Source organism: Halobaculum sp. MBLA0147, from assembly GCF_041361345.1.
Classification (GTDB): Archaea; Halobacteriota; Halobacteria; order Halobacteriales; family Haloferacaceae; genus JAHENP01.
In genome coordinates this window covers 94,671-109,357 of the sequence record NZ_JBGKAD010000002.1, presented here as the reverse complement: position 1 = coordinate 109,357, position 14,687 = coordinate 94,671, and the positions used below count along the sequence as shown (strand labels likewise).

Genomic DNA, 14,687 nt, shown 5'->3' with positions numbered 1-14,687 from the left:
TACTCTCCGACCCGTGATCCAAACTCGGTCCTCCCGATCACCCCCCGGCTCCGCTGGCAGCGGCACTGGCCTCCTCCTCGTCGCCGACACCGGCTTCGGCGTCGATGGCGTCGCGAACGCCGTCACCGAGCGCGTTGAACCCCGTGACGACGATCACGACGAGCAGTCCCGGTACGACGGCGATGTGCCACGACGTCGTGGCGAGGAACGGCTGCCCGACGTTGACGAGTCGTCCCCACTCCGGTGTCGGTGGGGAGATCCCCAGCCCGAGGAACGACAGTCCGGCGATGCCGATGATGATCCCGCCGAGGTTCATCGACGCGTACACCATCAGATAGCCGGCCACGTACGGGAGGATGTGGCGTCGCATCGTCGTCTCCGGAGACTGCCCGAAACTGTCCGCGGCGTCGACCCACGTTCGTTCGGACACTTGCAGTGCCGGACCACGGATCGCCCGCCACAGTCCGGGCCACCCGGTCAGCGCGAAGATCACCGCGAGCAGCACACCACCGCTGTACAACGAGGCGATCCACGTTCCCGAGAGGACGACCGACAGGAGGATCACGACGAGTAACTGTGGGAGCGACTGTGTCGCGTCGCCGAGCAGCACGATCGCGAGATCCACCACACCCCCGTAGTAGGCACTCACCATCGCCAGTGTCGCCGCGAGGACGCCGCTGATGGTGATCGCCAACAACCCGACGAACAACGACACCCGCGAGCCCATCGCGACCGCCGTGAACAGGTCCTGCCCGCTCGGGAGTGTCCCGAACGGGTGGAACCGGCCGTACGCGTCGTACTCCATCGGACCGACGTTGCGATCCTCGATCCCCTGTGAGACACTGTCGAGGTTCGCCGCGCCGACGGTGGTCGTCGCCACGGTGTCCGCTTCCTCGTCGTAGTACGAGAGTTCGTAGCTGTACGGCTCGGCAACGTTCCGTTCCATCGTCGTCGGCCCGAGAGCGGGTGCGAAGATCGCAGAGAGTACGAACAGCGCCACGACAGCCAGCCCGAACTGTCCCCACGTGTGTCGTCGGAAGCGTCGGAGCACGTCGTCTCGCGGCGTCCAGTCGGCCGCACGGTAGTGTCGGCGGTACACCCAGTAGCCACGGTAGAGCCACACGAGCCAGAGCCCGCCGTAGAGGTAGACGGCGACGACTCGCAGTCCCCAAGCCACAGCGGGCGAGAGACCGAACACCGGGCCACGCCACCCACCGAGTGACAGCCCTAACGTCGTCGATCCGGAGCCGGGCACGTTCGCACCCTGGTTCGGAATCGTCTCTCGCGACAACAGTGTCGGGATCGCGTCACCGAGCGCCCGGAGCCCGAGATCCACGGGCACCGTCGCGCCGAGGAACGACACCAAGGCACCCACCTCCGGAAGCGTCAACAGCACCGCGACGGCGACCCAACGAACTGCCGGTGTATCCCACCTCGGCGACTCGCTCGTGTCGGACGTGGCGGTGCCACCCGCCGTCCCGACCGCTTCGGTGTCGTTCGCGGCAGTCATGCTCTCCCCTCGTACCCGACGCGTGGGTCGACGACCGTGTACAGGAGGTCTTGAACGATGTTTATCGCAACCGTGATCAGGATGAACACGTACATCAGCGACCCGGCGAGTGGCAAGTCTCCGGCGACCATCGCGTCGTAGAACAGGGTCCCGATACCGTTGATCCCGAAGACGACCTCGACGAGAACACTCCCACCGACGAGGAGGTACGCCTCGCTCGTGATCACTGGAATCAACGGGATCAACGCGTTCCGGAGGACGTGTTTCCCGACGATTCGACGCTGCGAGACGCCGATCGCTCGCGCTGTCTCGACGTAATCCTCGGTGATGATCTCCAGAACGGCAGTCCGCGACAGACGGAGTTCGTTGCCCATCGACGCTGATCCGAGGACGAACGCCGCCGGAAGTACCTGTTTCGTCGCCTTCAAGAACCCACGCGGAGTCGTCAGAGTGGTCAAATCCGGTGGCCCGACGAGTTCGGTCTCGATCAGGAACGACTCCCAGCCGACGCCGAAGAACACGGAGTCGGTCAGCGACAACAGCGCCAACAGGACGACGGCGAGCCAGAAGTTCGGCATCGCACGCCAAACGATTCCACCGACGGACGCCGCGTAGTCCCGTTTCGTGTTCGGGTTGAGGCCGGCGTAGATTCCGAGTGGGATACCGACGAAGATGGGGATCAAGACGGCCCAGAGACCGAGCCACACCGTTCTGGGTCCGAACTCGACGAGTAACGAGACCGTGTCTTGTCCGGGGTAAACGACCCACGACTGCCCGAGGTTGAACGTGACCAGGTCGAGCATGTACGTCGCGTACTGTTCTGGGAGCGGCTCGGTCAACCCGAGTTGTTGCTCGATGCGAGCGAGTCGCTCTCTGGCCGCTGCACTGTTGACTGGTCCGACGATGGCTGCTGCAGGGTTCAACGGCCCCAGTCGGACGATCAAGAACGTCACCGTCGTCCCCAGCCAGACGACCGGGATCGACAGTGCCAGTCGACGTGTGAAGTAGGTTAGTCGGTTCACGTGTCGAAGTCGTCGTGAGTCGAGGTCAGGACGGGTCGTTCACAGCTGTACGTCGTCGTAGAGCAGATCGTGGAACCCACTGGACTGTACCGGCACGTCGACGTCGTCGTACCAGAACTGCTGTCCACGCGGGTGGTAGTTCGTCAGGTAGATTGCGTCCTCCCAGATTGCCTCCTCCATCTGGACGATCATCTCGTCGCGCGTCTGTTGGGCCGCCTCGCCCGGACCGAGGTTGTCTTGGATCGTGCTCCACGCCGACGCAGCGCGCTCGGAGGCGTCGGACGGGTCCTTCCGCCACCGGACGAGGTTCCCCTCGTACGGTCGCCCGAACTTCAGCATGTCCACCGGCGACGGGTACTCCAACCCGTTTCCGAGCGTGTACATGTCGAGGTTCCCGTTGATCGCCTCCTCGATGATCGTCCCGAACGGCGCACGTTCGATCGTGAGGTCGATGTGGATCGACGACGCCTTCGTCCGAATCAGGTCGGCGATCCGGGAGTACGCGTCCGGGTTCCGGTCGTTGTACAGGGTGAGCGTGATCGACGCACGATCACTGTCGGAGTAGCCCGCCGACTCCATCACACTCCGTGCCTTCTCGACGCGTGCCTCGCGGTACCCGTACGGGAAGTTCTCTTCGGCGTGACGGTCGTAGGCTTCCTTCCCACCCGGGTACACCGACGGCGGCGACTGGTGGAAGGCGGGCTCGCCGACCCCTTTGAAGCCCTGTTCGACGAAGTTCTCTTGATTGACGGCGTAGTTCAACGCACGCCGAATTGGCCGTTCGACCCGCGAGCAGTCGAAGATGAAGTACGCGGTGTACGCTTCGTCCCAGGTGGAGTACCGAGCAGTCCGGTCGTTCGAGAGGGGGCCGTACGTCCCCACCTCCTGCCCGAGTGACCGCGTCTCCTCGATGGAGACCTTGCTCGGATCGAACCGAGAACTCGGGAGTTGGAACACGTCGACGTTCCGGTTGATCGCCCGCTGGAACCGCGTATCGGCACTCTGGACCACCTGCATCTCGATCCGATCTGGACCGGGCTCACTCCCGTGGTACTCGTCGAACGCGTCGAGGGTGACGTTGGTACCCGTCTCGACGGATCCGATCCGGTAGGGGCCGGTCCCGATCGGTCGCTCCGCCGAGAACGTAGCGTAGTCTGTCTCACCCTCGTACCCGTCGATGTCACCTACGATTCCCTCTGGGACGGGACTCAACGAGCCGTACGCGAACCAGAACAACGCGTCGAAGAACGGCGACGCCAGCGTCACCTCGAGCGTCCGTTCGTCGACGGCCTCCACGGCCAGCGTCCCCGGCTCGTACACCTCCTGTTGTTCTCCGTCGACGGTCTCCGTCGTCGTCTCGTGTGCAATCTGGAACCCACCTTCGAGGATGACCTGTGCCTCCTGACTGTTGTCGGAGGCGGCGAGCCGCTCCCACGAGTACACCACGTCAGCCGCAGTCAACGTCGACCCGTCATGGAACTGCACACCCTCCGCGAGCGTGAAGGTGTACGTTCGGCCGTCATCGGACACCTCGTACTCCTCGACCAGTTGTGGTTCGGGCGTCAGTCCACCCTGTGGGAGTGTGAACAGCTCCTCGAAGACGTGATCCGACACCCGCTGTGAGCCGTCACCTTTGATCTGGACCGGATCGAAGTTGGCCGCCTCTGGAATAGACAACGACAGCGTCCCGGTCTCTGCACTGGAGCCACCCGACTCCGTCTGGTCGTCGTCGGCCTCCGGGGTCGCGGAGTCGGCGTTCGTCGTCTCTGCGTCGTCCGTCTCACCAGCACACCCTGCGAGTGCGGTCGTCGCAACCGTTCCGGTCACGGTCAGTACGTCTCGACGGGTTCGCTCCCCGCTCGCTGTGTCTTCGGACACAATACACGTGTCGTCGGCCGACTGTCTCAAACGACGCCTCTCGGAAACACTAGCTCGTACCACTACCTATTATACGAATAAGTGGAGAGTGTATGTGGGGTTATATAGCTGTATAGAGCGGAGCACAGATACGGGGTTCTGGGTGCCGACGAGCAGGAACGGACAACGGGGACGTCGTAGGTCTCCCAACGATCTCGTGATCCTCCGACCGTTCACATCGGCCGAACACCTGCCACCTCTCGTGACACGAGTCGCCATCATCGGCTGTGGCGCGGCGGGTGCGGCGACGGCGTACGTACTGGGGGCCACCGACACCGACTGTGTCGTGTTCGAACGACGCGAGTCTCCGGGTGGTCGCGCGGCGACACGGCGTCGCGAGACGGCGAGCGGAACGGTGACGTACGACTACGGAGCCAACTATCTGGAGACTGAGGACGACCGCGTCACCGACCTCGTCGAGACGGTCGCCGCGCCGAGAGACACACCGGGACCGATCTACACGTTCGACGGCGACGGGACTGTCACGCCCGGTCGCGACGCAGACGAGCAGAAGCTGTCGACACCGGACGGCGTGACGGCCCTCGTTCGACGCCTCGTCGCCGACAGCGACGCCACGCTGCGCCCCGACACTCCGGTGACCCGACTCCACCACGAGACGGCGAGCGACGGCGCCGATGAGTGGGTCGTCGAGACACCGAACGGAGACCACGGTCCCTTCGACGCGGTCGTCTGTACGCCGCCCGCCCCGGTGACGGCAACTCTCCTCGCGGACAGCGAGTGGGACGAACCCGTACGAGATCGACTGGTCGCGGCGGCACGCGACGTACCGTACGCGACCGTCTGGAGCGTCGTCGCGGGGTACGAACGAGCACTCGACCGCCCGTACTACGCACTCGTCGACACGAGCGACGATCACAGTGTCGGGTGGATCGCTCGGGAGTCCCGCAAGCCGGGGCACGTCCCGTCCGGCGAGGTCCTGCTCGTGCAGGGTGCTCACGACTGGTCTGCACGGCACGCGGACGCCGAGGCGACCGACGTCACTGCGGCGCTGGTTGAGGCCGCTGGGAGTGTGATCAACGAGCCGTGGCTCCGCGATCCCGACTGGACGGACGCTACACTCTGGGAACGGGCACTCCCGGAGGGGCGACTCGTCCCCGGTCCGCGCCGCGCCGCCGAAGCCGCCGGCTGCTACGTCGCCGGTGACTGGGTCGTCGGCGAAGGCCGACTCCACGCCGCGCTCCGATCGGGGCTGGATGTCGCCGAACGGCTCGTGTACGGGCTGTGAGGGCCGCCCACGATCGAGGACCGATGCTGCGGATCCAGGTCGATCTCACCGTAGGCTCCTCCGTGAGTACAGTGGTTCGTCGTCACGTCTCACGCCTCCGCCGGACACAAGTCGCTCGCGTGTCTCCGAGTGGTCGATGGCCACAGATCAGACGGAGGCGCCCTCCCCACCGGAGACGGACCGCGACCCGGTGACGGAGGACCGTCACGGCGAGACGTTCACGGACCCGTACCGCTGGCTCGAAGACTCGGACGACGAGCGTGTCCAAGCGTGGACCGACGAGCAGAACGCGTACGCGGACTGCGTGCTCGACACGCCACAGGCGAACCGGCTCGAAGCGGTCTACGAGGATCTGGCGCGTGTGACAGACTACGAGACCGTCGAGGCCGCCGGCGACCGGTACTTCCAGCGGATCGGCGGCCCGGAGGAGGACCACCGGACTCTCTACGTCTTCGAGTCGCTCGCGGCGCTGCGGGCGGGTGACGGCCGCGTGGTCGTCGACCCGAACGAACTGGGTGACACCACGACCTCCGTGGACTGGTACGTTCCCGGCCCCGAGGGACGGACGCTCGCGTACGGCGTCGCCGAGGGCGGCGACGAACAGTACGACGTGGTCGTCGTCGACGTGGACGACGGCGACGAAATCACGCGGCTGGACGCCGTCGGCCGGGCGCAACCGAACGCGTTCGGGTGGGTGCCGGCAGCGGGTGACGAGGCTGTCGAGGGTGACGAGGTGGCTGTCGACGACGAGGCGGCCGCCGGCGACGACGGCACCGCAGCGTCTCCACGTCCGCGTGGGTTCTACTACGTGGCGACGGGTGGCGTCGGCGACGGGTCACAACTTGAGAAGGCGGTCCGCTACCACGCGCTGGACGGCGAGACGGACCGGCTCGTCACGGACGCGTTCGAGCCACAGGAGTGGCCGAGTGTCGACACCGACGGCGAGACGGTGGTGGTCGGGCGACACGACGGGCGAACACAGTCGGACGTGTTCCTCGCTCACGGCCCACCCGAGGAGACGAGTCTCACCCCGGTCGTCGAGGGACGCGACGCGACGTTCTTCCCCTCGGTGTCCGACGGCCGACTCTACCTCTCGACGGACCTCGACGCGCCGTTCCGACGCGTCCTGACCGCGGGAGTCGACGAGATTCTCGCGTCCGAGTCGACGAGCGAGGTGGACGAGGGCGGGGAGACGAGTGAGACGGACGCGACCACCGAGACGGATACGCTCGATGTCTTCACCGAACTCGTGCCGGAGTCGGACGCCGTGATCCGCGACGTCGTCCCCGCTGGCGACCGCGTGTACGTCCACGCACACCGGGACGCCCGCTCGGTCCTCACCCTCCACGATCCCGAAGAGCCAGACGCCGAGCCGACGACCGTCGACCTCCCGGCGTTCGCGAGTGTCGACGGCCTCGCCGGCACCGACGACGGTACGGTGTTCGCGGTCGTGCAGTCGTTCTCGGAGCCGAGATCCGTGCGCCGTGTCACGCCCGACGGCGAGACGGAGACACTGGTTCGACAGGACGTGGCTCCAGCGTTCGAGATCGAGACGAGCCAGGAGTGGTTCGAGTCGGCCGACGGGACGGAGATCCCGGCGTTCGTCGTCCGCCGTGCGGGTGTCGAGCCCGATGGAACCAACCCGGCGGTCGTGACGGGGTACGGTGGGTTCCGGATCAACAGTACGCCGTCGTTCGCCCGCTTCCGGATACCGTTCCTGCGAGCGGGCGGCGTATTCGTTGTGGCGACGCTGCGGGGTGGTGCGGAGTACGGCGCCGAGTGGCACGCCGCCGGTCGCCGCGAACACAAGCAGAACGTCTTCGACGACGCGATCGCCGTGAGCGAGGGGCTGATCGAGCGTGGCTGGGCCCACGCCGACCGCCTCGCCGCCGTGGGCGGCTCGAACGGCGGCCTGCTCGTCGGCGCGCTGCTCACACAGCGACCGGATCTCTACCGTGCCGTGGCGTGTCACGTCCCGCTGCTCGACATGCTCCGGTTCCACGAGTTCCTGCTCGGGGAGTCGTGGACGCCGGAGTACGGTTCCCCCGACGATCCGGAGGCCTTCGAGTACCTCCGGGAGTACTCCCCGTACCACAACGCGCCGGAGACGGCGTACCCCGCGACCCTGTTCACCACCGCGCTCGGTGACACCCGCGTCCACCCGGCACACGCCCGGAAGATGACCGCGCGGGTGCAACGACGCAACACCGGTCCGCACCCGGTCGTGCTCCGTATCGACGACGACGCCGGCCACGGGACCGGCAAGCCCCTCTCGAAAGAGGTCCGCGAACAGACCGACCGCTGGGGCTTCCTGTCTCACGAGTTGGGGATCGACCCCGACGCCCTCGCCCGGTAGTGACCTCGGGCGGATCGTCACTCGGACGACACTCTGTCGTCGCCGTTATGGGATCGGCCCCACCACTCCCGTGAGTGTCCCACCACACGAGACGTAGTCTGCTCGCCGCCCTCGGGACGACGGGTGTCATCGGTCTGGCCGGGTGTTCGAGCGGTCGGCTCGGAACCGAGTGGCCCGAGACGGTCGAGTCGACCACCGATCCGCTCCCGGGTGAAGACGATGGGTGGCCGCAGTTCGGCCGGACTGCCGGACACGTCGGGTTCGCACCCGAGGTCCGGATCGACGACCCGGAGCCCGTCTGGACAGTCGCGTTCCCCGGTGGACTCTCGTCGCCGGTCGGCGCCGGAGATCGCCTGTTCGTTCAGACGGCTCCCGGTCCCGAGACGGACGGTGCCGGGACGGTCGTCGCACTCGACACCGACGGCGGCGAGCGGTGGCGACGGGAGCTCCCCGGTGGCGGTGGTGGCTGGTCCGGTTGCCCACCGATCCTCCACCGGGGGTCGGTGTACGTCGGCGGGGTCGGGGGCGTCTACGCGATCGACGCTCGAGACGGGACTCCCAGGTGGGGGCGAGAGACCGACGACTCCGTGAACGAGGCCGTCCTCGGGCGCGAGGGACGCGTGTTCGCCTCCACCGGCGAGACGCTGCTCGCACTCGACACGGCCGGCGGCGACGGGTGGCGGTACGTCACCGGCGACGACCGGTTCTCGACGGCCGTCCCGGCCGTCGGTGCGGGGCGTGTCCTGTACACGACCCGCATTCTGGGGAGTGTGGTCTCGATCCGTCCCGGAACCGTCGGCGATCCACAGACGGAGTGGCGCTACGCACCCGGCGGGACCGGGTTCGGGACGCCGACTGTCGTGGACGGGACAGCATACGTCCCGGGGGACGACCTCCACGCACTGTCGGCTGCGACCGGGTCGGTGCGGTGGACGGTACCCGTCCGGGCGGCTGCCGGCGTCTCGACGGACGGCGACCGCGTCTATCTCTCGACAGAGGACGGCGACCTGGTCGCACTGGCAACCACAGACGGCACCGAGCGCTGGCGCGTCTCCGTCGCTCCCGGCGAGGACACGTACCTCCGGACGCGCCCGCTCGTGACCGAGCGATCCGTCGTCGTGACCACGGAGAAGCCCGGTCGCGACGATCCGGTCGACACTGTCGCCGTCGACCGCCGAGACGGGACCGAACGGTGGCGACGCGAGCAGCCGGGGAACATCGGGTACGACGCCGTTGCCCTCGGCACCCAGATTTACGTGCCCGTGTTGTGGGGCTTCACGCTCGACCGCGAGTCCGGTGGGACGCTGGTCGCACTCGACGACTGAACTGCCCCCGCGACAGCCGTCGACGAGACTGCGTCGGAACCGAGAAAGAAATCACGATTTCCGAAATCGTGTGCTCCGAACGCGGGATTTCGGACCGCGTGACTTCGGACCGCGTGACTTCGGACCACAGATACCACTCCCGTCTCTCGGCGGCACCTCGCCGACTCGATCACCTACCCCTCGACTGCCGACTCGACACGCGAGACGACGGTCTCTGCGACGGCGTCGACCGCCGTCTCCCAGTCTGTCGGGAGCTCGCCCCCGCGCTTCGGCGGGTCGAGCGCCAGCGTGACCGGCTCGTACTCGACCCCCGGCTCCGAGGCGGCCGCCCGCTCCCCGACGAACTCCGCGTTCTCGCGTTTGGAGGACACCCCGCCGCTCGCGAGGTCGTACTTGCCGGTGAACACCTGGACGACGACGACCGTCTCGGCGTCGAGTGTCCCCGCCGCGAGGTGCCGGAACAGTTTCGCGGTGTTGTCCGCGGGGTCGGCGCGTCGCCACTCCAGTTCGACGACGACCGTCGCCCTCTCGCCGAGGCCGGCCACGTCGACCGGGGTGGCGGCGACGTGGCGCTCCGTCTCCCAGTCGAAGCCGTCGAGTTGCGTCCGCAGTCGCTCACACAGTGTCTCCTGTACGGTCGTCGCGAGTCGGCCCATCTCCTCGTGCCTCCGCGTCCGTCTGGTGGCTCGCCACTCGTGTAGCTTCGTAGCTACGAAGCCGACGGCACACCGTCGTGCTCTCGTCTACCCACACTCGCCGGTCCGACTCGGACACCGAACCTGACTTCCCCACGACGGTCCAACCGGTGGACGGAGAAGAACGACGGAGTTCACCGGCCGCTCGGCGACGAGGCGACGCCGGTCGGTCACCCGTCGACGACACCACCCGGAGCCAGATCGACCACTCTACTCGTGCCCGAGGAACCGACAGCCGCGGACCGCGACCGCGCGAGAGCCGGTCGCGACCGCACGACCGACGACAGCGACACCACGCCAGACGGCGGCGACACCACAGTCGCCGACCGCGACCGCCGCCGACTGGCGCTCGTCGTCTGGTCGGTGCTGGTCTCGCAGGTCCTGTTGTACCCCGGGCTCGCGGAGACCGTCGCCGCGCTGGGCGGTGGCACCGGGATCCTCGCCCGGAGCCAGTTTCTGATCGCGGAGTTCGGCGCCCTCGTCGCGTTCGCGGTCGTCTGGGGAGCGGTCAGCGACGCCGTGGGCGCACGGCGACCGCTGATCGTCCTCGGCGCGGGCGGCGGTGCGGCGAGCTACCTGCTCGTCGCCGCGAGTCCGACGCTCGGCCTCGGGTTCGGCGCGGTCCTCGGCCTGCGAGTCGTCGGCGGTGCGTTCGTCGTCGGCGCGTTCTCGTTGGCGATCACGACGCTGATGGATCTGGGCGGCGGGAACGGCCGGAACATGGGTGCGGCCGGCACCGCGATCGGGCTCGGTGCCGCACTCGGCTCCGTCGTCGGCGGCCGACTCGCCACGGCCGACCCGTTGGCACCGCTGTACGGTGGCGCGGTGCTCCTCGTCGGTGCGGGACTGCTGGCGGCGACCGTCCCGGACCGCGTCGACGGCGGCGGGCTCCCGGTCGGCGAGGTCGGCGAGCGACTGCGGTCGCGGCCGACCCTCCTCGTCCCGTACGCGTTCGGCTACGTCGACCGCCTGACGGCCGGATTCTTCGCGTTGACGGGTGTGGCGTACCTCCGGGACACGTTCGGGATCGACGCCACGGTCGCGGGCGGGGCGCTGGCGCTGTTCTTCCTCCCGTTCGCCGCGTTGCAGTACCCCGTCGGGTCGCTGTCGGATCGCGTCGGCCGGTTCCTCCCGGTCGTCGTCGGCTCGATCGCGTACGGACTCGGGATCGTCGCCGTCGCACTCGCACCGACGTTCGTGACCGCCGCGGCGCTGCTCGTCGTCGTCGGCGTCTGTGGCGCGTTCGTCTCCCCGACGACGATGGCGCTCGTCACCGACGTGACCCCGCCCGCAGAACGCGGCACGGCGATGGGTGGGTTCAACGTGTTCGGGAGCCTCGGCATGTTGAGCGGGTTCCTCGTCGGCGGTGTCGTCACCGCGGTCGCCGGCTACTGGCCCGCCTTCCTCGTCGCGGGCGGGCTCGAAGTCGCGATCGCCCTCGTCGCGTCGGGTGCAGTGCGACGGATCGCGACCGGCTCCACACCTCGGCCCCCCACGTCGGCGGATCGAGGGGACTGATCCCCGGCGGTCGTCGGGTCACTCGCCCTCCGTCACGCCGGGTGGGTCTCTGGACGTAGCGTCGTCGGTGTCGCTCTCCCTTCTCTCGCGTTCGTCACCGTCAGTGCCTCCGTCGGACGCACTACGCTCGCCGCCCGCCGTCTCCGCCGCGACGGTGAACCGATCCGTCGCCGCGCGCAGGTCGTCCGCCTCGCTCGCGATCTGTTCTGCGGTACGAGCCACCTCGGAGACGGTGGCGGTCTGTTGCTCGGCGGCCGCGGCGGCGTCGCTGGCCTCGTCGGCGTTCTCCGTCGCGATCTCGCGCACCTCCTCGACCGTCGCCGTCACCTCTTCGGTCGTGGCCGCCTGGTCGTCGGTGGCCTGGTCGATGTTCTGGACGCCGTCGTTCGTCCGCTCGACGACCTCGCCGATGTCGACCAACGCGTCGATCGCCGTCTCGACCGTCTCCACGGACGAACGGAGCCGTTCGTTGGTCGTCCGCATCCGATCGGCCGTGGCCGTGGTCTGGTCCGTCACGTCGCTGACGAGCGCCTCGATGTCGTCGGCGCGGTCGCCCGCCTCCTCGGCGAGTTGCTTGATCTCGTCTGCCACCACCGCGAACCCGTCGGAGTCGCTGTCGGTCCGTGCCGCCTCGACGTTGGCGTTCAACGCGAGCATGTCCGTCTGCTCGGCGATGTCGCCGATCACGTCCGCGAACTGCTCGATCTGTTCGACCTGCTCGACCAACTCGTCCACCTCCTCGACGGCCTCGGCCGTCACCCCCTCCACCTCGTCCAACGCCGCCACGGCGTCTTCGGCCGCGTCACGTCCCTCGCGACTGAGTTCTGCCGCCGTCGCCGCGTTGTCTGCGACTTCTCCGGAGGTGGCGGCGACCTCCTCGACCGTCGCCGACATGTTGCCCATCTCGTCGGCGACGGAGGCGAGTCGCTCGCGCTGTTCGTCCGTCCCCGCACTGATCGACTGGACCGTCCCGGAGACGTCTGCCGTCGCACTCTCGATCTCGTCGGCGCTGGCCGCGAGTGCGGTCATCGAGTCTGCGACCTCCGTGGCGAAGCCCTGGACACCCGCGAGTGTCGTCTCGAGGTCGCCGACGACCTCGTTGAGCGTCTCGCCGATCTCTCGCATCCCGTCGTGATCGCTCTCCGGGTCGACGCGGACGGTGAAGTCTCCCTCCGCGAGGGTCTGGATCGCCACGCGGTAGTCGTCGGCCTTCGTCTCTAGGTGGTTCGAGAGGGCCTCTGCCTCCTCCCGTGCGGCCTCGGCGTCCTCGCGAGCGGCCTCCGCCTCTTCGGTCGCCCGCTCCGCCTCCTCGATCCGTTCGCGGAGTCGGGTCCGCATCGCCTCCAACCCGTCGCCCAACTCGCCGAACTCGTCGCGTCGCTCCGTCTCCACCGCGGTTTCGAGATCACCCGACTCCATCGCGCCGACGCGTCTCGTCAACCGCCGTAGCTCCCGCACTGCCGGGCGTTCGACCACGAGCCCGAAGCCGACGAGCGCGACCGCGACGCCGCCGAGTAACACGAAGAGGTTGTTCCGCACTTCACCGACGGAGGCGAACAGGACGGACGGTTCGGCGTACGACACGGCGACCCAGTTCGTGGAGCCGATCCGGGCACTGTGGCCGACGACCAACTCCGTCCCCGTCGCGCTGTTCGCGCCACTCACCGACGTCGAACCTGTGCTCCCGTTCAGCCCCGCCCGGACGGCGGGCGAGGAGACGCCCTCGCCGTCGGTGTGTTGGGTGCCGACCGCGGCGGGCGTGCGACTGTCGTAGACGACGACGCCGGCGTCGTTCACGATCCGAACGCGACTCCGATTGACGAAGCCGTCGACTGCCTCGTCGACGTACGAGTACGGCGTCCGCTGGACGATCAGGTTCCCTTGGTTCGTCCCGGCGTACACGACCCACGAGCCGTTCTCACCCGCGCTGTCGACGTACGCGATCTGGGTTCCCCCTCGTTTGACCGTCTCGGGGAGTGGAATCCCGACGGCGGTGATCTGGTCGCCGACCGCCGCGGACTGCGAGGATGCCAAGACCTCCCCAGACTCGGGGTCGACGAGGTGGAGTCCCGCGACGTTGTTGGCGAAGCTCCGCCGCTGGTAGCGACTGTTCAACTCGTCGCGCGTCTCCGCGGAGATCTCAAGCCTCTCGCGTGCTCGGCTCGTCTCGTCGGCAGCCGTGATCGCGGAGCCACGGAGGTCGTCCAGTGTGGCCTCGACCACGTCTCCGACGGCCGTCGCTTCGCCCGAGATGGTCTCGACGTTGTTCGCCTCGACGGTCTCACCGACGGAGACGACCGTGAACGCGCCGAGTGCGGCGACGACGATCAGGACAACGCCGAATCCGGCGACGAGTTTCGCCGGGTAACTCCGACGCGGGTCGACTCTCACGCCGTCTCACCCGCCGTGTGATTCGACGCAGTGAACGGTCGTGGCCCTCGGACAGTCCGTCGAGCGTCCGGTGTCCGCTGCACGTCGCGACCGGCGTGTGGTGCCACCGACATGATAACTGTCACACGTTACCGCGGTCCCCCCCGTGAAACTTCGGGTGACGGAGATCAGGTGTCGTCTCCAGTGAGGTCCACACCGTCGGTGGAAGAGTCGACCGACTCGTGTCACTCGATCTCCAGTGGCGCCGGTCCGGACGTGTCCGTCGGAGCCGACACGGCGTCGGGCGCGAAGACTCTCTGTGGATCTGTCGGCCCGTGGTCGGCCACTGGCAGCCGGATCGTGATCGTCGTCCCGGTCGGCCCGGTCTCGGTTAGTTCGACTTCGCCGCCGTACCGAGTGGCGAGCGTCGCGACGATCGAGAGTCCGAGGCCGTGGTCGGTACCGTTCTTCCCGACGTGCTCGAACAGTGTCTCTCGGTCTGTCTCTGGAATTCCAGGTCCGTCGTCTTCGATCTCGATCACGACGGTCCGTCCGTCGACCGTCGCACGTACGTCGACCCGACGGGTGTGGAGTCGTTGTGGCCGACACTGTTCTCCAGTACGTTCGAGAACAGCCGCGAGATCAACGAATCGGCTCGGACGGATGGTTCTGTTGGTGCTTCGGTATTTCAGATAATTGTAAAATATCTATATTTTAGACTTGTGATT

The 14,687-nt window shown here is 67.7% G+C and carries 10 protein-coding genes; 4 read left to right on the top strand and 6 right to left on the bottom strand.

Annotated elements, in window-relative coordinates:
* Window positions 1–37: 37 nt before the first annotated feature.
* From RYH80_RS15045 to RYH80_RS15035, 3 genes are read right to left on the bottom strand one after another with little or no spacing between them, the layout of a single operon-like run.
* The gene (locus tag RYH80_RS15045) at window positions 38–1,510 is read right to left on the bottom strand and encodes an ABC transporter permease (RefSeq protein WP_370904838.1); all 1,473 of its coding nucleotides are present in this window, start codon (window positions 1,508–1,510) and stop codon (window positions 38–40) included.
* Entirely contained in the window at window positions 1,507–2,532 is a 1,026-nt protein-coding gene (locus tag RYH80_RS15040; RefSeq protein WP_370904837.1) for an ABC transporter permease, read from the bottom strand. The genes RYH80_RS15045 and RYH80_RS15040 overlap by 4 nt, the downstream gene beginning before the upstream one ends.
* Window positions 2,533–2,571: 39 nt before the next feature.
* A complete protein-coding gene (locus tag RYH80_RS15035; RefSeq protein WP_370904836.1) occupies window positions 2,572–4,410 on the bottom strand; it encodes an ABC transporter substrate-binding protein in 1,839 nt (612 codons plus the stop codon).
* Window positions 4,411–4,651: 241 nt separating this feature from the next.
* On the opposite strand from RYH80_RS15035, the gene RYH80_RS15030 reads away from it, so the two are divergent.
* The 3 genes from RYH80_RS15030 to RYH80_RS15020 all read left to right on the top strand — a co-directional run bounded on the left by RYH80_RS15030 (window position 4,652) and on the right by RYH80_RS15020 (window position 9,376).
* Complete coding sequence (locus tag RYH80_RS15030; RefSeq protein WP_370904835.1) at window positions 4,652–5,695, top strand: NAD(P)/FAD-dependent oxidoreductase; 1,044 nt, start codon at window positions 4,652–4,654, stop codon at window positions 5,693–5,695.
* A 136-nt stretch (window positions 5,696–5,831) separates the two neighbouring features.
* Entirely contained in the window at window positions 5,832–8,051 is a 2,220-nt protein-coding gene (locus RYH80_RS15025) for a prolyl oligopeptidase family serine peptidase (protein WP_370904834.1), read from the top strand.
* Between the two features lie 74 nt (window positions 8,052–8,125).
* Window positions 8,126–9,376, top strand: coding sequence for an outer membrane protein assembly factor BamB family protein (locus RYH80_RS15020; protein ID WP_370904833.1), 1,251 nt, complete (start codon window positions 8,126–8,128; stop codon window positions 9,374–9,376).
* Window positions 9,377–9,549: 173 nt separating this feature from the next.
* Here the strand turns inward: RYH80_RS15020 and RYH80_RS15015 are convergent, their stop codons facing one another.
* Window positions 9,550–10,032, bottom strand: a complete 483-nt coding sequence (locus RYH80_RS15015) for a hypothetical protein (RefSeq protein ID WP_370904832.1) — start codon at window positions 10,030–10,032, stop codon at window positions 9,550–9,552.
* A gap of 381 nt (window positions 10,033–10,413) precedes the next feature.
* On the opposite strand from RYH80_RS15015, the gene RYH80_RS15010 reads away from it, so the two are divergent.
* Window positions 10,414–11,589 (top strand): MFS transporter, encoded by a 1,176-nt coding sequence (locus tag RYH80_RS15010; RefSeq protein WP_370905125.1) that lies wholly within the window; start codon window positions 10,414–10,416, stop codon window positions 11,587–11,589.
* 18 nt (window positions 11,590–11,607) lie between these two features.
* On the opposite strand, the gene RYH80_RS15005 is transcribed toward RYH80_RS15010, so the two are convergent.
* Together RYH80_RS15005 and RYH80_RS15000 are read right to left on the bottom strand one after the other, a co-directional pair.
* A complete protein-coding gene (locus RYH80_RS15005; RefSeq protein ID WP_370904831.1) occupies window positions 11,608–13,980 on the bottom strand; it encodes a methyl-accepting chemotaxis protein in 2,373 nt (790 codons plus the stop codon).
* A gap of 224 nt (window positions 13,981–14,204) precedes the next feature.
* A complete protein-coding gene (locus RYH80_RS15000) occupies window positions 14,205–14,624 on the bottom strand; it encodes an ATP-binding protein (RefSeq protein ID WP_370905124.1) in 420 nt (139 codons plus the stop codon).
* Window positions 14,625–14,687: the final 63 nt, after the last annotated feature.

Coding starts and splice junctions, on each gene's coding strand:
- RYH80_RS15045 (WP_370904838.1), bottom strand. CDS start 1,510: ATGACTGCCGCGAACGACACCGAAGCGGTCGGGACGGCGGGTGGCACC.
- RYH80_RS15025 (WP_370904834.1), top strand. CDS start 5,832: ATGGCCACAGATCAGACGGAGGCGCCCTCCCCACCGGAGACGGACCGC.
- RYH80_RS15015 (WP_370904832.1), bottom strand. CDS start 10,032: ATGGGCCGACTCGCGACGACCGTACAGGAGACACTGTGTGAGCGACTG.